Source organism: Pantoea agglomerans, from assembly GCF_020149765.1.
Lineage (GTDB): Bacteria > Pseudomonadota > Gammaproteobacteria > Enterobacterales > Enterobacteriaceae > Pantoea > Pantoea alvi.
The window spans coordinates 414,972-433,426 of the sequence record NZ_CP083808.1 but is presented as its reverse complement, the minus strand read 5'-3'; the positions used below and the strand labels follow the sequence as shown (position 1 = coordinate 433,426).

The 18,455-nt window shown below is 57.8% G+C and carries 14 protein-coding genes; 11 read left to right on the top strand and 3 right to left on the bottom strand.

Annotation, left to right across the window (positions count from 1 at the left end; all coding sequences use genetic code 11):
* Nucleotides 1-2: 2 nt before the first annotated feature.
* The 7 genes from LB453_RS01970 (at nt 3) to LB453_RS01940 (ending at nt 11,768) form a co-directional block, all read left to right on the top strand.
* Nucleotides 3-1,373: an MFS transporter gene (locus LB453_RS01970; RefSeq protein ID WP_103796723.1), complete on the top strand. Its 1,371-nt coding sequence runs from the start codon at nt 3-5 to the stop codon at nt 1,371-1,373.
* A 10-nt stretch (nt 1,374-1,383) separates the two neighbouring features.
* Complete coding sequence (locus tag LB453_RS01965) at nt 1,384-2,166, top strand: AraC family transcriptional regulator (RefSeq protein WP_103796722.1); 783 nt, start codon at nt 1,384-1,386, stop codon at nt 2,164-2,166.
* Nucleotides 2,167-2,276: 110 nt separating this feature from the next.
* Nucleotides 2,277-2,765, top strand: a complete 489-nt coding sequence (locus tag LB453_RS01960; protein WP_103796721.1) for a hypothetical protein — start codon at nt 2,277-2,279, stop codon at nt 2,763-2,765.
* A gap of 335 nt (nt 2,766-3,100) precedes the next feature.
* Nucleotides 3,101-4,759 (top strand): methyl-accepting chemotaxis protein, encoded by a 1,659-nt coding sequence (locus tag LB453_RS01955; protein ID WP_103796720.1) that lies wholly within the window; start codon nt 3,101-3,103, stop codon nt 4,757-4,759.
* Between the two features lie 218 nt (nt 4,760-4,977).
* Nucleotides 4,978-7,242 (top strand): catalase HPII, encoded by a 2,265-nt coding sequence (gene katE / locus LB453_RS01950; RefSeq protein ID WP_103796719.1) that lies wholly within the window; start codon nt 4,978-4,980, stop codon nt 7,240-7,242.
* Between the two features lie 591 nt (nt 7,243-7,833).
* A complete protein-coding gene (locus LB453_RS01945) occupies nt 7,834-9,933 on the top strand; it encodes a putative bifunctional diguanylate cyclase/phosphodiesterase (RefSeq protein ID WP_103796767.1) in 2,100 nt (699 codons plus the stop codon).
* A 62-nt stretch (nt 9,934-9,995) separates the two neighbouring features.
* The gene (locus tag LB453_RS01940; RefSeq protein ID WP_103796718.1) at nt 9,996-11,768 is read left to right on the top strand and encodes a GGDEF and EAL domain-containing protein; all 1,773 of its coding nucleotides are present in this window, start codon (nt 9,996-9,998) and stop codon (nt 11,766-11,768) included.
* Between the two features lie 139 nt (nt 11,769-11,907).
* On the opposite strand, the gene LB453_RS01935 is transcribed toward LB453_RS01940, so the two are convergent.
* Nucleotides 11,908-13,380: a PLP-dependent aminotransferase family protein gene (locus tag LB453_RS01935; RefSeq protein WP_103796717.1), complete on the bottom strand. Its 1,473-nt coding sequence runs from the start codon at nt 13,378-13,380 to the stop codon at nt 11,908-11,910.
* A gap of 101 nt (nt 13,381-13,481) precedes the next feature.
* Between LB453_RS01935 and puuE the strand changes: the two genes are divergently transcribed.
* Both puuE and LB453_RS01925 read left to right on the top strand, forming a co-directional pair.
* Nucleotides 13,482-14,747, top strand: a complete 1,266-nt coding sequence (gene puuE, locus LB453_RS01930) for a 4-aminobutyrate transaminase (protein WP_103796716.1) — start codon at nt 13,482-13,484, stop codon at nt 14,745-14,747.
* 326 nt (nt 14,748-15,073) lie between these two features.
* Nucleotides 15,074-15,895 carry an AraC family transcriptional regulator gene (locus LB453_RS01925; RefSeq protein WP_103796715.1) on the top strand — a complete coding sequence of 274 codons (822 nt, stop codon included), beginning with the start codon at nt 15,074-15,076 and terminating at the stop codon, nt 15,893-15,895.
* Here LB453_RS01925 and LB453_RS01920 read toward each other — a convergent pair.
* Complete coding sequence (locus LB453_RS01920; protein WP_103796714.1) at nt 15,866-16,504, bottom strand: LysE family translocator; 639 nt, start codon at nt 16,502-16,504, stop codon at nt 15,866-15,868. The two genes, LB453_RS01925 and LB453_RS01920, sit on opposite strands and share 30 nt — an antisense overlap.
* 271 nt (nt 16,505-16,775) lie before the next feature.
* On the opposite strand from LB453_RS01920, the gene LB453_RS01915 reads away from it, so the two are divergent.
* Entirely contained in the window at nt 16,776-17,396 is a 621-nt protein-coding gene (locus LB453_RS01915) for a hypothetical protein (protein WP_103796713.1), read from the top strand.
* Nucleotides 17,397-17,422: 26 nt separating this feature from the next.
* Nucleotides 17,423-17,890 (top strand): surface-adhesin E family protein, encoded by a 468-nt coding sequence (locus tag LB453_RS01910; protein WP_224481393.1) that lies wholly within the window; start codon nt 17,423-17,425, stop codon nt 17,888-17,890.
* A gap of 114 nt (nt 17,891-18,004) precedes the next feature.
* On the opposite strand, the gene LB453_RS01905 is transcribed toward LB453_RS01910, so the two are convergent.
* Nucleotides 18,005-18,388, bottom strand: coding sequence for a winged helix-turn-helix transcriptional regulator (locus LB453_RS01905; RefSeq protein WP_224481392.1), 384 nt, complete (start codon nt 18,386-18,388; stop codon nt 18,005-18,007).
* Between the last annotated feature and the right edge of the window lie 67 nt (nt 18,389-18,455).

Here is an 18,455-nt window from a genome sequence, read left to right as displayed (position 1 = left end):
GGATGAAAGAGACCACCTTAGCGCCCGCTGCGGCGCTGCCTAAAAAAAACAGCGTCGGCGTGCTGGCGGTGATTGTTGCGCTGTTTCTCGCCGCCGTGGACAGCACCATCGTCAGTACGGTGCTGCCGACCATCAGCCAGCAGCTGGGCCATCCGAGCCTCTGGCCCTGGGTGATGTCCGCCTTTTTACTGCCGGTGGCGCTGGTGGCACCGCTGGCCGGCGCGTGCGGCGATCGGCTTGGCGTCTCCACTACGCTGAAGGCGTGTCTGCTGATATTCCTCGGCGCCTCGGTGCTGGCGGCGGTAAGTGCCACCATGCCGATGCTGATCCTGGCGCGGGCGCTGCAGGGCGTCGGCGCGGGCGGGATTATCGTGCTCTCCTATTCGCTGCTGGCGGCGCTGTTCGACGCTGAACGGCGCGGCAAAATGCAGGGAATGCTGAGCGGCGTCTGGGGACTCTCCGCCATTGTCGGGCCGCTGCTCGGCAGCGCGCTAGGTGCGACCTTCGGCTGGCGGGCTATCTTCTGGCTAAATATTCCGCTCGGCCTGCTGGCGCTGCTGCTGCTGTTTGTCGCGCCAGCGGTGAGCAAGGGGACGGGCAGGAGGCATCTGGACATGCCGGCGCAGGCGGCGCTGATCGTTGCCGCCTGCTGCCTGCTGCTTCTTACCGCGCGGCCGGACAGCGGGGACGCCTCGTTCGGGATGCTGACGGCGGGCTTCATCGTGGGGCTACTGGCGCTTATCGCTCGCGTGCGGCGTCAGCCGGAGTGTAGCCCGATCCCGCTGCCTTTTTTTCAGCGGCGCACCCTGTTTCCCGTTATCGTGCTGGTGCTGCTTTCCAGCGCCGGGCTCTATGCCTCGGTAACGCTACTGCCGCTGGCGTTAAGCCAGCATCCGATCGCCCTCTCAACCGGCCTGCTGGTGATGCTGGCGGCGCTGGGCTGGGTGGTGGGCGCGGCGGTCTGCGGCGCGAAGCTGGCGGCGGCAGGCTACCGGCGCATGGCGGCTGGCGGCATGCTGCAGCTGGCGGCCGGCGGACTGCTGATGGCGTGGGCCATCACCCAGCAGCAGCCGTGGCTGATGGCGGTGTCGCTGCTGCTGATCGGCCTGGGTATGGGCTTTACCGCGACCACCACGCTGGTGCTGGCGCAAAACGCCGCGCCGCCGGAACGCCTTGGCGCCTGGACCGCGACGGTGCAGTTTTTACGCAATCTGGGCGCGGCGCTGGGGGTCAATATTCTGGCGACGATGCAGCTGCATCTTAACGGCCTGCACGCTTTCCCGATCTGTTTTATTATCCTTGGCGTCAGTATGCTGGTAGGGTTGATCTTTACCCTGCTGCTGCCCCGCGCTTACCCGGCGAAATCGCCCTAAAACAGAACAGATGGATACCGTGACGTTAAACAATGACGCGCTGATTATTGAGCGCGTGCTGGAGCAAATCGCGGCGAAGGAGAATGAGCCTCACCGCCATCCGCTCGGCCAGTTTGTGCTGGTCAAACGCGGCGTACTGCATGGCCATACGCCGGAGCAGCACTGGCTGATGAAGCCGGGGATGGCGGTCTGGATCCCGCCGGATACGGTTCACTGGGGCGAGGCCTATAGCCGCGTCGATCTGACGGTGCTCTATATCGCGCCAACGCTCTGCCGCTCTTTCACTTCCCGAGTGAAGCTGATTGATAGCTCATTTTTGATCTCCGCCCTGTGCGAGCGGCTGGCAGACGCCAGCGCGCCGCTGTCGGAAGCGCGCCGCAACAGCATGCTGCAGCTGTTATTCGAAGAGATCGAGGAGAAGCCTGACAGCAACCTGACTCTGCCCCTGCCGCAGGATCTGCGGCTGAAGAAGGTAACCGACAGCCTGATTGCCGATCCCTCCCAGCGTCTGAGCCTGGCGGAGTGGGGCCACCGCGTCGGCGCCACCGAACGCACGCTGGCGCGCCTGTTCCGCAAAGAAACCGGGCTGCGCTATACCGACTGGCATAACCGTCTGCTGCTGGCGGTCGCCTGGCAGGGGCTGGCGAATGACGCGTCCAATGAGCAGCTGTCGGTGATGCTGGGTTTTTCCTCCGGCGACTCATTCGGTCACTGGTTCCGCCGGGTAGCGGACAGCAGACCGGGGCAGATACGCAAACACCTGCAGGATCAGCGCACAAGCGCCGCAACCTGACAGCGTAAAATGTCCGTTTGATTCGATAAGATGTGTTCTGTGAACATTCTTAGAGCCACCCGCCTCCAGTAAAGTAGCCTCTGTATCGGCAACAACTGGAGGAGATCGCCTTGAATTATGACGTTATCAAAATGCTTCACGCCCTGGCGGCAGTGGCGGCCACCGGGCCGCTGCTGTTCGCGCCCTGGCTTTCAGCACGGCTGAAAGGCTGTCGGTCGGAAAATACCGCGCTGCTGCTGCAGGGGCTGAAAATAACCGACCGCTATTACAATATCGCCGGCTGGGCACTGATGCTGAGCGGCATCGCGATGTTCTGGCTGTATGACTGGCACCGTCTTTTTCAGGTCTGGTTTCTGCTGAGCGTGGCGATTTTCGTTATTGATTCGCTGGCGGAGAAGCGGCTGCGAGACCCGGCAAACGCCGCGCTGGCTACCTTGCGCCCTGGCGACGCGGAATGGCACACGACCGCGGCGCGCCTGCATAAGGCGGTCGTGGCGCAGATGATCTGCACCGCCGCAATCCTGACGGTAATGCTGCTGCACAGCCAGCTGGACATTAATCTGCTGACCCTCGCGCCTTTTCACTGGGGCGCCGCGTAATAAGCGCCGTCTTCCCCTCGGCCTGGCGTCAGCTGGCCGTTCGTCCTGTCACTCAACGACGCTGCCAGGGGGGCAGGCGGCATTAACCGGCTAAGGCTACTTCTGGCCTGCCAGCAATTTAACGTGGAATAATGGTCAAAGAGCCTTAACAGATAATATTTTTTAATTACTTAACATATTTGTAATAATAAACGCTCACTGGCTCGTCACCCGTAGTACATCCAGGAAATTTATCAACCGGACGGCAAAGATATAGCGATAATAAATCGTTAAAGCCCCGTAAATCGGCGTCGATAACCCCTTTTGCAATATTTACACTTCACATCAGGGTTTATATGACGATTACACAGCGCTTGCTGCTGGCATTTTCATTGCTGGCTTTATCACTTTTTGCCATTGTCGCCGTTTCACTTTCGGTGATTTCAGGCTTCCAGTCGCGTTTTGAATATGTACAGGTGAATGCAATACCCAGCATTAAGGATCTGAATAAATCGATCAGCACCACCAACCAGCTTGGTATAGCGCTATACCGTCATCAGACGGCTGTCGATAAGGCTGACCAGCGTGCAGCGGAAGAGAGAATCAACGGATTGCTGAATAAGCTGAAATCTCTGACCGACTATTATATGGCCAACGATATTTCCAGCGAGAAAGATAAGGCGCTGACCGAACAGGCATACCGCAATATCGAGGCGGTGCGCGCAGCGCTTCCCGCTTTTTTAGCCGCATCAGAAAATCATGAAGATAATGTTTCTCTTGCGCTGCTTAAAGGAGAGGGCGGTGTGGGTGCCGCAACGCGCGCAATGGAATCTGACTTCACAAAGCAGATTGATCTCAATATAAAAATTGGCGATGACCTGCGGGCGGAAAATAAACAGATCTATTCGCAAACGCTGTGGATGATGAGCGGCGCGTCAGTGGCGGTCATTCTGCTGCTGCGCCTCTTTTCCGTCAATATTATCCTGGGGATTAAGCGCAGCCTGAGCAGCATAAAGAGCACCATGACCGAGGTCAGCAATAACCTCGATCTGACGCAGGCTGCCCCCGTGTTGAAAAATGACGAAATAGGCCAGACGGCCTCGGCATTTAACCATCTGCTGCAAAAGGTTTCAGCGACGCTTTTGTCGGTAAACCATGCGGCCCAGTCGGTCAGCACCGGATCGACCCAGATTGCGGCAGGTAACGAAGATCTGTCGTCGCGCACTGAGCAGCAGGCCGCGTCGCTGGAGCAGACCTCGGCGAGTATGGCCACCCTGAGTGATACCGTACGGCAGAATGCTGACGGCGCGGTTCAGGCCAGCGAGCTGGCGAACAATGCGAACACTTTATCGCGACAAAACGGCAGCGCAGTGAGCCAGATGCTGGAAACCATGTCGGAGATCCGCGGGAGTTCGACAAAAATTTCCGACATTACAGGTTTGATTGAGGGGATCGCCTTCCAGACCAATATCCTGGCGCTTAACGCTGCGGTAGAGGCGGCGCGCGCAGGGGAGCATGGCAAAGGGTTCGCCGTGGTGGCCTCTGAGGTGCGTAACCTGGCACAGCGATCCTCTTCCGCCGCCCGTGAGATCAAGGATCTGATTTCTGTCTCTGTTTCTCAGGTTGAGCAGGGGGTTAACCAGGCGATGCAGGTGGGTGGCAATACGGAAAACGTCAGCACCGCCATCCAGCAGGTTGCCGACTTGGTTAACGAAATCGCCGCTGCCACCTCTGAACAGAGCAAGGGCATTGAGCAGGTTCATCAGGCAATCGGACAGATGGATGAGGTAACCCAGCAAAACGCCTCACTGGTTGAAGAAGCCTCCTCCGCCTCTAAATCGCTGCAGGAGCAGGCGGAAACCCTGTCAAAACTGGTGGCCACCTTTACCCTGACGGAGAGCCGCGGCTATCGCGAGGCGCCCGCCGCCCCGGCGTTCAGCAGAGCGGCAGCACCAGCCAGAAGCCTGGCCCCGCGGCCTGCGCAGGGCGCTGAGGTTAACTGGGAAAGTTTCTAAGGCTGCGCCTGTAAACTTCACCTGCCTGATTAAAAGCGCCGAGACGGCGCTTTTTTTCTGTCCGCTGTCTCCGATGGAGTGCTGCCGTCTGAAAACCAGGCGTCGCTGCGCATAAACTGCGCCGACCGGTGCAAAATGGGCATTTAATCCGCACTATCGCTCAGGTTGTTCTATCTTTAATGGCATCGAAAATAAACCAACCGCTGGAGTAAGGGTTAATGTCGGAAGAAAAAGGAAAGAAATCACTCAGCCACCGCGCGCCCACCACCGGGCCAGAATCCTCAGAAGCCGGTCTGGGTTCGCTGGCACCGAAAGATGGTTCGCATCAGCCGCAGCCTGAACCGACGCCGCCTGGCAAACAGCCCACCGCCCCAGGCAGCCTGAAAGCGCCGCAGACCCATAACGCCAAACTTGACCAGCTTGAAGCCCACCGCAAAAACGGCACCGATCGCCCTCTGACGACCAACCAGGGCACGCGCATCGCTAACGATCAAAACTCGCTGCGCGCCGGTTCTCGCGGTCCCACGCTGCTGGAAGACTTCATCATGCGTGAGAAGATCACGCACTTTGACCATGAGCGTATTCCAGAGCGTATCGTGCACGCTCGTGGCTCTGCGGCACACGGCTATTTTCAGCCTTACCGCTCGCTGAGCGATCTGACTAAAGCGCAGTTCCTCAGCGATCCAGACCAGACGACGCCGGTTTTCGTGCGTTTCTCCACGGTGCAGGGCGGCGCTGGCTCCGCCGACACCGTGCGCGATATTCGCGGCTTCGCCACCAAGTTCTACACCGAAGAGGGCGTGTTTGACCTGGTGGGGAACAATACGCCGGTCTTCTTTATTCAGGATGCGCATAAGTTCCCTGACTTCGTGCATGCCGTGAAGCCGGAACCGCACAACGAAATCCCACAGGGCCAGAGCGCTCACGACACCTTCTGGGATTACGTCTCTCTGCAGCCGGAAACCATGCACAATGTTATCTGGGCGATGTCCGATCGCGGCATTCCGCGCAGCTATCGCACCATGGAAGGTTTCGGCATTCACACCTTCCGCCTGATTAACGCTGAAGGCAAAGCGACCTTTGTGCGCTTCCACTGGAAGCCGGTAGCGGGCAAAGCCTCGCTGCTGTGGGATGAGTCCCAGAAGCTGACCGGCCGCGATCCCGATTTCCATCGCCGCGACCTGTGGGAAGCGATTGAAGCGGGCGACTACCCGGAATATGAACTGGGGCTGCAGCTGATCCCGGAAGAGGATGAGTTCAAGTTCGACTTCGATATTCTCGATGCGACCAAGCTGATCCCGGAATCGCTGGTGCCGGTGGAGATTGTCGGCAAGATGGTGCTTAACCGTAACCCGGACAACTTCTTTGCTGAAACCGAGCAGGTTGCGTTCCACCCTGGCCATATCGTGCCGGGACTGGATTTCACCAACGATCCGCTGCTGCAGGGCCGTCTGTTCTCCTATACCGACACGCAGATCAGCCGTCTGGGCGGGCCAAACTTCCATGAAATCCCGATCAACCGCCCGACCTGTCCTTACCATAACTTCCAGCGTCAGGGCATGCACCGTCAGGATATCGATACCAACCCGGCCAACTACGAGCCGAACTCGATCAACGACAACTGGCCGCGCGAAACGCCGCCGGCGGCTAAAGGCGGCGGCTTTGAAAGCTATCAGGAGCGCGTTGAGGGCCACAAGGTGCGTGAGCGTAGCCCGTCATTCGGCGAATACTATGCCCAGCCGCGTCTCTTCTGGCTCAGCCAGACCGAGGTTGAGCAGCAGCACATTATCGGCGCCTACTCGTTCGAGCTGAGTAAAGTCGGACGCGCCTATATCCGCGAGCGCGTGGTGGATCATCTGGCACGTATCGACATCGCGCTGGCGAAAGGGGTTGCGGATAACCTCGGTATCGCCCTGACCGACGAACAGCTGAATATCCAGCCGCCCGCGCCGGTTAACGGCCTTACCAAAGATGACAGCCTGAGCCTCTATGCCATTCCAGATGGCGAGATCAAAGGACGTCAGGTTGCGCTGTTGCTTAACGACGGTGTGAAAGCGGACGATGTGCTGAATATCCTGCAGGCGCTGAAAGCCGAAGGGGTTCACGCCAAACTGCTGGCGCCGCATATGGGCCAGGTGAGCGCAGATGACGGCTCCGTGCTGCCGGTCGACGCCACCTTCGCCGGTCTGCCTTCACTGACCTTTGACGCGGTTATCGTGCCGGATGGCAATATCGATGCTCTGCTGCAGAGCGGCGATGCGCGCTACTTCCTGCTGGAAGCCTACAAGCACCTGAAGGTAATCGGTCTGTCAGGCGGCGCACGCCGCTTCAAGGCGCAGTTCAGCCTGGGGGATGCGGATCGGGAAGAGGGCATTGCAGAGGGCGATAAAGCGGAAAGCGCGCTGATGTCTGAGTTCATCCAGGGGATGAAAGCGCACCGCGTCTGGTCGCGCAGCCAGAAGGCGCAGACCATCGCGGCGTAACGATAGCGGCCAGCGATCTTTATGCGGAGCATCCTCCGCTTCAGGGCTGGTATAGCTGATGCAAACAGGGCGACATGTTTATTATGTCGCCCTTTTTTTATCTCAATCTTCACTCATTTGCCTCAGACGCACGCGCTTTGCACTGCATTTATTCCGCAGATTCATTGGCCTGCCTGTTTTATATCAGGCCCGTACCAATAAATTACTGTATGCAAAGGTGGCTCCAGCAGCAGAAAGCCTGTTTTAAAACAATAAAAGCGTCCGCCGCAGAGGGGGGCCGCTGATGCGGTTAAAGCACTCCTGTGCCAGCAGCGAGAAGGGAGGTCGCGTCGGGATGATGGCGGAAACAGTTACTTACCGTTGTCATCAAATTGGGCTGAAGTTATCGCTTCGCTGGTCGATAGTGTGAAAACGTATTTGAGCATCTTTTTCGGGCCTTTCTTGTGGCGACAGGATAGATCCGTCTGACGCAGCCTGTCTCAGGTTACTGTTTTTGACGGCCCCAGCATTTTTTTTCAGGAGGGGATAGAGTTGAAATCAACTATCCATACGGAAGCGGCACGTCTTAACGTCCTTGAACAGTATCGGCTGATGAACAGGCCCTACTCCGATGCGCTTGATCGGCTCACCCTGCTGGCGGCCAGCCTGTTTCGGGTGCCGGTATCCTTTATTTCGCTCATCGACAGCGAAAAGCAGTATTTCAGGGCGCGTCATGGGCTGAATATTTGCGAGACGTCGCGCAGCGTCGCCTTTTGTCATCACACCCTGGAACAGGACGATATCCTCTGCGTGCCCGATACCCATCTGGACAGTCGCTTCCAGCATAACCCGCTGGTGCTCGGCTATCCGCATATCCGTTTCTACGCCGGTATTCCGCTGGTGACGCCGGAGGGACACCGTATTGGCACGGTTTGCCTGGTGGATACCCAGCCGCGGCCGCCACTTAATGCAACCGACCGCCGTCATCTGGCGGCCATCGCCTCGCTGGTGATGGACCGCATGGAGGTGCATCGCCTGGAAGTACTGAGGCACAGCAGCCAGCAGCGGCTGGAAGCGATATCCTCTACCTCTTCCGATGCCATTATCTGTACCGATCTCAAACAGGGCGTCATTTTCTGGAATCCGGCGGCGACCAGCCTGTTCGGCTATAGCGCGCAGGAGATGACCGGCGAATATGTGGCCGGGCTGGTGTCAGAGCGCTCCCAGACGGACTACCGTCAGGAGCTGGCGCGCATGATGGCCGATCGGTCGTCTGTTTCACAACCGCGGCGGATTCAGATCTGGGGCAGGCGCCGCAACGGGCAGGAGTTCCCGGCTGAAGTCTCTTTTTCAGGCTGGCATGAGGATTGTGAGCGGCTGGTGGGGATGATCATTCGCGATGTCACGGAACGCCATGAAAGCGAGGCGCGCCTGTGCGAGCTCGCCTCGCTCGATATGCTGACCCGGCTGGCGAGCCGCAGCGCCTTTATGGATCAGGTTGAGCACCTGACCGCGGCCGGCGTGCCTTTTACGCTGATGATGGCCGATCTGGACGGTTTTAAAGAGGTGAATGATTCGCTTGGGCACGCGGCGGGCGACGCCTTGCTGTGTCATGTGGCAGAGCAGATCCGCCTCGTCTGCGCACAGTGCATTATGGCGGCGCGACTCGGCGGCGATGAGTTTGTGATCCTGCTGGCGGAAAGTGGCCATGAGGCGCAGCAGGTTGCGGAAGCGCTGATACTGGCGGTGCAAACCCCCTTTAGCTATCAGGGCTCCCCGGTCATCGTCGGGGCCAGCATGGGCATCGCCTGCTGTCCAGAACATGGCCGGGACGCCTCGGCGGTGATGTCTGCAGCGGATCTTGCGCTCTATCGCGCCAAGGCGGCGGGCAAAGGCTGCAGCGTGCTGTTTCTGCCGGGCTTTCTGGAGGCTGACCAGCAGCGCCGCCGTTTTGAGCACGAACTTGAAATGGCTGTGCGCCAGCAGCAGTTTGTGCTGTTTTACCAGCCTCAGTTTGACGCCGTCAGCGGTAAACTTACCGGCTGCGAGGCGCTGCTGCGCTGGCAGCATCCCGCGCGCGGACTGCTGCTGCCTGGCGCCTTTATCAATATCCTGATGAAAAGCTCGCTTTCTCTCACGCTGGGAGAGTGGATCTTACGCAGCGCGCTGCGCCAGGTCGGCGAGTGGCGGCAGCGGCTGCCCACGCTGCGCGTCAGCATCAATCTTTTCCCGCGCCAGCTGGATGATATCCGACTGGACAGTCTGCTGGTCGAGCTGACGGCGAACGACGCCAGTTTCGTCAGTCTGGAGGTCGACGAGTCGATGCTGACCTCGCTGGTGCAGGAGGTGCCGTCGCGCTTCAGTGCCATCAGGCAAACCGGCGCCAGCTTTATAATCGACCACTATGGCCGCACGCTGGGGGCGATCAACTTACTGCAATATGAATTCGTTACCGGTCTCAAAATAGACAAGTCGCTGACCGCGCAACTGGCTGACAGCGGGCGCATTCGCATGATGTTCCGTGCGCTGGCGGCGCTGGGGAAAAGCCTGAGCATGACGGTGCTGGCTGAAGGGGTGGAAAACGGCGTGCAGCGTGATTTTGCCACGCAGGCGCAGTGCGACACGGTTCAGGGCAACGCGCTGGGCGAGCCTCTCACGCCTGAAGCGTTTCAGGCGCTGTTACCCGAAAGAGCGATTCGCCCGCATGAGTAATCAAGGTACCAACTCCATTGTTAATTTCGCTCCGGGACGCAGCGTGAAGCGGAGGATATCTGATGCACGAACTTGCTAATCAGCGCCCCCGCCACGGCGTGCTGCAGGCGCTGCGCGAACCTGATGCGTGCCGTGACGATGTGCTGGGTCAGTTTGTCCAGCTGGCCAGCCAGGTACTGGGCATTCCAGGCAGTTTTGTCTCAGTGCTGGACGACAGCGATCAATATATCCGGGCCGGGCATAATTTCGCGCTGAAACAGACCGCGCGCGAAGACGCCCTCTGCCGCTACGTCGTGGATAATGACGCCGAGATGGTGATACCGGACACCCTGCTCGATACGCGCTTTATGACGCATCGCTATGTCACCGATGTGCCGTTTATCCGCTTTTATGCCGGCGTGCCGCTGAAGGATCGCGAGGGGCAGATACTCGGCACGCTCTGCGTAACGGATGGCGAACCTCGTGCTTTTAGCGCTGAACAGCTGCTGACGCTTAAGATGCTGGCTAATCTGGTGATCTCCTTTCTGGAGGCCTGGCATGCGGCGGGATTTACCGACCCGGTCACCGGCATGCCCAACCAGCAGCGGCTGATGCGCGATCTCCACTATCTCGCCGCCTCCGGCGATCTCTCGCCGCGTCGTCTGGTGTTAATCGACGCCATCGATATGCCGCGCGCCTGTGAGCTGGCTCGCACCATGGGCGTGGGGCCGGTCGAGGCTTTGCTAAAAGATATTGCCGCGCTGCTGCCGCAGCGGCTGCGGCCCGCTCCTGACGAGCGGCTTTATGCTCTCGGTGCCGGGCGCTTTGCGCTGCTGACGCCCGGGGATAGCCCACTGAGCGCGGCGCGGACAGAGGAGCGGCTGCGGGAGATTAGCGCCGATTTAGGCGCAGGCCTGTCGCTGACGCTGACTGCCCATACCGGAGAGAGTGACTTTATCGCGGGCCACTTTAGCGCGCAGGAAATTCTGCGCCGCGCCGCCAGCGCGCTGCATGAAGCGAACGGAAGCGGCGTGCCTGCCAGGGCCTATAACGCATCGACGGATGTGCAGCACACCCGTGATTTTAAGCTGATGCATGAGTTCGCCGCGGCGCTGCGCAAAGAAGGGGGCCTCTATCTGGTCTATCAGCCTAAAATTTGCCTGCGAACCGGTGCGCCCGTCGGGCTGGAGGCGCTGATCCGCTGGTGCCATCCCGAACACGGCGAGCTGTTGCCAGGCGCGTTTGTTCCGCTGGCGGAGAAAACGGGACAGCTGCCGACGATGACGACGTGGGTTATCGATCGCGCCATTATGCGCCTGGCGCGTCTGCGCGATAGCGACATCCAGCTGCCGATTACCGTTAATGTCAGCCTTAATGATTTTGCGGATGAAGGATTTGCTGAGGATCTTGAGAGAAAAATAAACCGGCATCGCCTGACGCCTTCGCTGCTCGGCATTGAGTGTCTGGAAACCGAACGTATCATGGAGAGTTCGCTGGCGATGCGCGGGCTGGAGCGGCTCAGGCAGCGTGGCTTCACCCTTTCTCTCGATGACTTCGGCTCCGGCTACAGCAATATCAGCTATCTGCGGCGCATACCGCTGGATGTTATCAAGCTCGATCGCTCTCTGATAAGCAACCTTGCAACGGATATTGCTTCGCGCACCATCGCGCACAGCATTATCAGTATGCTGAAAGCGCTGGATTACGTCGTGCTGGCCGAAGGGGTAGAGGACGAGGAAACCGGACGGCTTCTCAGCGAATATGGCAGCGATCAGGCGCAGGGCTATTTTTATGCGCGGCCAATGGATGATAAGGCACTGGATGCGTGGCTGCTGAGGAAACAGGACGCGCCCTGACGCTGAAGGCCGCCTGTGACGGCGGAGATGCGACATCGGGCGATGCACGCGCGAACAGCCACAAGCGGCCTGGGCCTGAGGGTGAAAATCTTTACCGGCAGTATCACCTTTTACAACAGGTTATCTGACTATGGGGGGCTTACCCTGGCTCGTTAATCAGCGAGGCGAGACGGTGAAACTGGGTGCGGATTTCCGTCTCTTCCATGCTCGCAAAGCCCAGCAGTAAACCTGAGAGGCGTTTTTCGCCCGCGTAATAACTCGACAGGGGGCGCACCAGAATGCCCTGTCGATTAGCGCGCTGCGCCAGTGCCACATCATCAACCTCTGCGGGCAGCTGCATAATCAGATGCAGTCCGGCATTGCTGTTGTACTGACCCAAACAGGCGCTGCCTGACAGGTCATTGATCAAATTAACCAGCACCTGCCTGCGTCGGCTATATAACTGACGCATTTTGCGTATATGGGCCGCGTAATATCCCTCCCTGATAAAGTCAGCCAGCGCGGCCTGCATCAGCTGATGTCCTCCGCGATAAAGCTCGCTATGCATTCTTTTCAGCGGCGTTTTGAGCTGCTCAGGCAGCACCATATAGCCGAGGCGAAGTGCGGGGTAGAGGGTTTTACTGAAGGTGCCGACATAAATTACCGGGCTGTCGGCCTCTAATCCCTGTAAGGCAGGAATCGGCTGGCCGGCGAAGCGAAACTCGCTGTCATAATCATCTTCAACGATCCAGCTATGGCTTTTGCGCGCCTGCGCCAGCAGCTGCTGCCTGCGGCTCAGGCTCATTACCGAACCGAGAGGATACTGGTGAGAGGGGGTCACAAAGATCAGCTTTGGCGGGATGTCGACCCCGGCGTCGGGGATCAGTCCCTGGTCATCCACCGGCATGGGGACGATTGCTACGCCGTTCATACGGAGAATATTTTTAATTCCCCAGTACCCCGGCTCCTCGGTCCAGGCTTTGTCGCCTGGATTGCAGAGCGAACGCGTCACCAGATCGAGCGCCTGATGAATCCCCTCGGTAATCAGGATCTGATCCGGCGAGCACTGCACGCCGCGCGCCGTGCGCAGATAGTCGGTCAGCGCGGCCTTTAGCACCTCTGAGCCGCCCGTGGTGTCATAGGTCAAAAGCGCCGGCGAAAGCTGGCGCGCCTGGCGATCGTAGAATTTTTTCAGCACGCGATGAGGAAAGTTCGCAACATCGGGAACGCCGGGTAAAAACGCCCCCCACTGCCTGGGACTTGCGCTGGCGTGCGCCAGTAACTGCAGGCCGCGATCCGACAGCAGGGAGGCGTCCTCGACTGGCGCCGCCTCTTGTTTGACCGCCGGTCGGCAGTCAAGATTATCCAGCACGCTGTGCGTCACCAGGGTGCCGCTGCCCGTCCGGGACGAAATATAGCCCTCTGCCTGTAACTGCTCATAGACCCGCAAGACCGTATTGCGCGACAGCGCCAGCTCACTGGCCAGATCGCGCGTGGGCGGCATACGCGAGGAGGGGGGCAGGTTGCCCGAAAGAATGGCGTTACAGATGGCGGTATAGAGACGCTTATGCAGCTTTTCTTCGGTGCCGCTAAAAAATGCCTGTCTGATCACATCCCCGGCAAGTGAGTGCATTTGGATCCTGCAAATAAAATGATTTGGCTCTCGAATAAGGTACCAAATGCTGACAGATTGTCTCTCATATTTAAATAAATTGTGAACGGAAGGGGCTTACTATGGGTAATAACGATCTTCAGCAGCGTCGACTGAATGCCACGCCGCGCGGCGTGGGCGTAATGTGTAATTTTTACGCCAGCTCAGCGGAAAACAGTACGCTGACGGATGTCGAGGGGAATCAATATATCGATTTTGCCGCGGGCATCGCCGTGCTCAATACCGGCCATCGTCATCCCCGGCTGGTGCAGGCGATGGAGCAGCAGCTGAAAGCCTTTACCCATACCGCCTATCAGATTGTGCCTTACGAGAGTTACATCTCTCTGGCAGAAAAAATTAACGCCGCCGCGCCGATTAAGGGCGAGCTGAAAACCGCTTTCTTCTCCACCGGCGCTGAGGCGGTGGAAAACGCGATAAAAATCGCGCGCGCCCATACCAGACGTCCAGGCGTTATCGCCTTCGGCGGCGGCTTCCACGGGCGCACCTATATGACGATGGCGCTGACGGGCAAAGTCGCGCCCTATAAAATCGGTTTCGGCCCTTTCCCCGGTTCAGTTTTCCATGTGCCTTATCCTGCCGGGCTGCATAAGGTGACAACCGCCGATGCGGTCAACGCCATTGAGCGCCTGTTTAAGTGTGATATTGAGCCGACGCAGGTGGCGGCGATTATCTTTGAGCCGGTGCAGGGCGAGGGCGGGTTTAATGTGGCGCCGCCAGAGCTGATTGCCGCTATCCGCAGCATCTGTGATAAGCACGGCATTGTTATGATTGCGGATGAGGTGCAGAGCGGCTTTGCCCGCACCGGCAAGCTATTTGCAATGGATCACTATCAACATCAGCCCGATCTGATGACCATGGCGAAAAGCCTGGCGGGCGGTATGCCGCTCTCCGGCGTGGTGGGCAAAGCAGAGATCATGGACGCACCGGCGCCGGGCGGTCTGGGCGGCACCTATGCGGGTAATCCTATGGCTGTGGCCTGCGCGCACGCGGTGCTGGATATCATTAAAGACGAACAGCTTTGTCAGCGCGCCGATGCGCTGGGCGAGCGCCTGCGCGTGGTGTTAAGGGATTGCCAGGCATGGTGCCCCGAGCTGGCGGAGGTACGTGGCTTAGGGTCGATGATCGCGGCGGAGTTTTGCGACGCGCAGACCGGCGAGCCGTCCGCCGCCGCGGCGCAAAAAATTCAAAAGCGGGCGCTTGAGCAGGGACTGCTGCTGCTGACCTGCGGCCAGTATGGCAACGTAATCCGCTTCCTCTATCCTCTGACCATTCCAGACGCTCAGTTCGACTCGGCGCTGAGAATTATCGAAGCCGCGACGAAACAGTAACAGGCGAATGATGAAGCTGACTCATCCGGCTGAGGTGGCGCACCAGCATGGATAACTATCTCCAGCGTCACTCTGTTTACATTGCGCTATAAACTTCGCGCCGCCGCACGTTGCCTTCACGCGCCCCGGCCACAGCGATCAAGCCGTAGCTTTACAGCCTACGGCTTTTTTATTGCGCGCTGCATCCTGGGCCGCCACTATTGGTCGATTCTCTTAAGCTGTTCGTCAAAAGCGGAAAACCCGGACGGGTGGTTGAATTGATGTCCGGTAGGTGATTTTATAACGCATTAATAAATATTGATGTTTCCTGCATAAGGTCAGCTGCCTTGTCACTACGCTCCGCAGAATGGTTTAGCCGCAACGGGATTGAGTGCTCTCGTGTTAAAGCCAGCGAGTCCGGCTTTCCCAGACATCTTCATGAAGAATATGTTATCAGCGCCAACCTGTCGGGCGTTGAGGAGATCTGGCTGTCAGGAAAAAAGTCATACGTTAAAAGTGGCCAGATAACTTTATATAATCCAGGCACTATTCAGGCGTCGCGCTTTGACACCCAGTGCGTCGAGTTTATCAGCGTGCATATGCCGCAGGCCGTCATGAAAATGGTCTCAGATGAGGAAAATGCCCAGAGCGGGCAGTCGGCTCCTCTGTTGCGTGAGGGGATAATCAATAATGCCTCGCTGTTTGATGCGCTGTGTCGCTTTGCCTCCTCGGCTCAGCTGGGTCAAAGCAGCGCTAATCAGGAGCAGGAGCTGATATTGCTGTGTGGTGAGCTGCTGGAAACGCCCGACAGCCCGCAGGGTAGCGATGCGCAGCGGGTTGGCGTGGTTATTGACTATTTACGCGAGCATCTCAGCGTCAAGCCACAGCTGGAGAAGCTGGCGCAAATAGCAGGGCTGAGTAAATATCATCTTGTTCGCTGTTTCACCCACCATACGGGCTTGCCGCCTCTGCAATATCATATGCAGCTGCGTCTGAACCAGGCCCGGGAGCTATTGCGCAGAGATGTTCATCCCATTGATGCGGCTATTATGCTCGGGTTTTACGACCAGAGTCATTTTATTAACGCTTTCCGAAAGGTGATGGGAACCACGCCCCATCACTATGCTTCGCAGGTCGGCTCAGGTCAGTATAAATTCTCGATATCCTGATACGATCACGTAAAGAGCGAAGCAGGTAAATATCCCCGCCGAGGCGATGTAAGAATATTTAAGCAGTCGATGCCCAGGCAGTTTGCCGCCGACGCTGCCAACCAGACATACCATGCAGGTCCAGAACAGGCCCGCAATAAAAAAACCGCCTAAAAAAGAGGCTGAGGCCGTCAGGCTGTGCTGCCCCATGCGGGAAATTAGCGCGCCGCCCACGGTGGCGAACCACAAAATAGCGGTCGGAGAGGAGAGCGCGAGCAGGATCCCGCGCCCGAATTCGCGCAGCAGCGAACGGTAGTGATGGGTTTTACTCTCCTTCAGCGCGCTCCTGTTCTGGAACGCGGCAATAAACATTTTGACCGCAAACCAGATAAGCATCGCGCCACCCCCAAGCCACAGGATCCAGCGTACGGCTTCATACTGAAGCAGTATCGCCATTCCCGCCATCGCCAGAAGCGCGTAGATTAAATCGCCCACGCAGGTGCCGACGCCCAGACAGAAACCATGAAAATAACCGCGCTGCATCGCCAGCGTTATCATCGCGATATTGGCGAGGCCGATATCAAGACAGAGCGAAAGACTGAGGAAAAAACCATTAGAGAACGGGATCATAACGTAAAGCCTCTGATGTGCTGGTGGTATCCAGCGTAGCGAGTTGTCTATTAAATCCGTTCAGGCGTAACCGGTATTGGAAAGAATTGCGCCGCTCATTATCCTTCCCTGGCGCGCGCAGGGTTTGCTCAGGGCGATGAACAGATTCACGCTGGCAGAATATAGCCATACGGCTTTTCGACGCGCCAGTCGGCGGAGTAAATAACAGAGACGTAAAGTTTCATCGCCGCGCGCCGATAAAAAGGCGTATTTTTAACGATAGGGATATTACATGCGTAAAATTACTTGCACCTTTGGTCTTATGCTGGGGATGGCAGGGGCGGCATCACCTGTTAACGCCAAAACGCTGACGCAAAGCCTGACGCAGTGCGACACCACGTTTTTCAGTGAAATCTATCATCAGCGCACTACGCTCAGCCGCGTCGCGCCGTTAACGATCGATGGGCACTACGCCTGGTTTAAAGCATCGGCTGAGGGTAATGGCAGCCTCTGGTTTGCTCAGCCTCTGCGCGAATTAAACCTGACGCTAACGGGATACTTTCTACAAACCAGCGACCTGAATAAAATCAATTACGGTAACTATTATTACTGGGGATTAATTTTCAAAGAGACGCCCGACGAGGTGAAGTCGCGACTTAATGGCTTAAGCTGGAGCAAAACTGACGAGGGTTATTTCTCACAGGCGATGATTAAAGCCGATGCCAGTAGCGCCTGGGAAAAAAACAGGCAGGCGGTGTCGGGCATTGCGCCAGCCAAAGAAAGCACAGAGAAGCTGTTAATGATCGAAAAGGGCAAGGAAGGGACATTATTGCTCTGTTCTCTTCAGGGGAACGTCACGCCCGATATGCTTGCGGCCCTCCGTCCTGACTTAACCGGCGGGGCAGCGAAATGAAAAAGCTGATATGGCTGGCATCACTGATGCTGCTGACAGGCTGCGCGGCGACCAGTCAACCCAGGCCGCAGCCGCCTGCCAAAGCGCCGGCTGGACTGGTGAAAATTCTGGCAGATGACCAGCTGACTTCCTATATCGATTACCGGGTGATTTCAACTTACCAGGGTAATAGCCACCTGCGCCGCTTCTATCTCATCAATAACTACGCAGAGCGGACGCTGATTATCAAAGAACCGCCCGTCTACGTCTCCAGCTCGCGGGCGATTGATGTGATTAACTGCGACAAAAACCAGCGAGCCATCCTGGGGCACAGCCTGTTTTCCAGACCGTTCGCGGAAGGAGAGCTTGTCCATGCAGATCTGGAGCCAGGGCAGTGGAAGACCTACCCAAAAGACTCTCTGATGGGGATAGTTGCTGAAAGCATGTGCGCTATTCCGGTAGAGAAACTCAAGCCAGAGCCGCCAAAAGAGACCCGCAAGCCGCTGCTGGATTAATCCGCCTCAGCAGATAGCCTGACTTACAGGCTATCTGCCAGCAGTAAAGGCGTGCGGCGCGCCGTCCGGAAGCTGCCTTACGGCCAGCCAGCAATAAACCACGCGATGCCGCGCTTACTCCAGCGCCTCGGCAGCGCGCTGCTTATCATAAACCCCTTGCGCCTGCTCGATCGCGCTACCGTATTCCCTGGCCCAGCCCACCAGCGCCACAAAAGGCGCCTGCAGCGTCCGACCCAGCGGGGTGATCGCATATTCCACCGCTACAGGTGACGATGCGATGACGCGACGGCTGACGAGGCCATTGCGTTCAAGTCGGCGCAGCGCCTCGGTCAAAGCCTTGTGCGTAATGGGATCGAGCCTGCGTTTAATGGCATTAAAGCGCGCCGGCTCGGAGCAGAGCACGGTGAGAATTAACACTGACCATTTATTTGCTACCTGTTCCAGAATGGGGCGCGTGCTGTTGATCTCTGCCAGCAGCGCCGGGATATCGGTCGCCATCAAGTTTCCTTCTGTATATCTGGTATAGATTAGGTGCGTAATTGACACTAAATATACAAAATATATC

Excerpts from the sequence above, each read along its gene's own strand:
- LB453_RS01955 (WP_103796720.1), top strand. The coding sequence starts at position 3,101 with ATGACGATTACACAGCGCTTGCTGCTGGCATTTTCATTGCTGGCTTTA.
- LB453_RS01945 (WP_103796767.1), top strand. The coding sequence starts at position 7,834 with ATGAACAGGCCCTACTCCGATGCGCTTGATCGGCTCACCCTGCTGGCG.
- puuE (WP_103796716.1), top strand. The coding sequence starts at position 13,482 with ATGGGTAATAACGATCTTCAGCAGCGTCGACTGAATGCCACGCCGCGC.
- LB453_RS01910 (WP_224481393.1), top strand. The coding sequence starts at position 17,423 with ATGCTGCTGACAGGCTGCGCGGCGACCAGTCAACCCAGGCCGCAGCCG.
- LB453_RS01970 (WP_103796723.1), top strand. The coding sequence starts at position 3 with ATGAAAGAGACCACCTTAGCGCCCGCTGCGGCGCTGCCTAAAAAAAAC.
- LB453_RS01905 (WP_224481392.1), bottom strand. The coding sequence starts at position 18,388 with ATGGCGACCGATATCCCGGCGCTGCTGGCAGAGATCAACAGCACGCGC.
- LB453_RS01920 (WP_103796714.1), bottom strand. The coding sequence starts at position 16,504 with ATGATCCCGTTCTCTAATGGTTTTTTCCTCAGTCTTTCGCTCTGTCTT.
- LB453_RS01915 (WP_103796713.1), top strand. The coding sequence starts at position 16,776 with ATGCGTAAAATTACTTGCACCTTTGGTCTTATGCTGGGGATGGCAGGG.
- LB453_RS01940 (WP_103796718.1), top strand. The coding sequence starts at position 9,996 with ATGCACGAACTTGCTAATCAGCGCCCCCGCCACGGCGTGCTGCAGGCG.
- LB453_RS01935 (WP_103796717.1), bottom strand. The coding sequence starts at position 13,380 with ATGCACTCACTTGCCGGGGATGTGATCAGACAGGCATTTTTTAGCGGC.
- katE (WP_103796719.1), top strand. The coding sequence starts at position 4,978 with ATGTCGGAAGAAAAAGGAAAGAAATCACTCAGCCACCGCGCGCCCACC.
- LB453_RS01965 (WP_103796722.1), top strand. The coding sequence starts at position 1,384 with ATGGATACCGTGACGTTAAACAATGACGCGCTGATTATTGAGCGCGTG.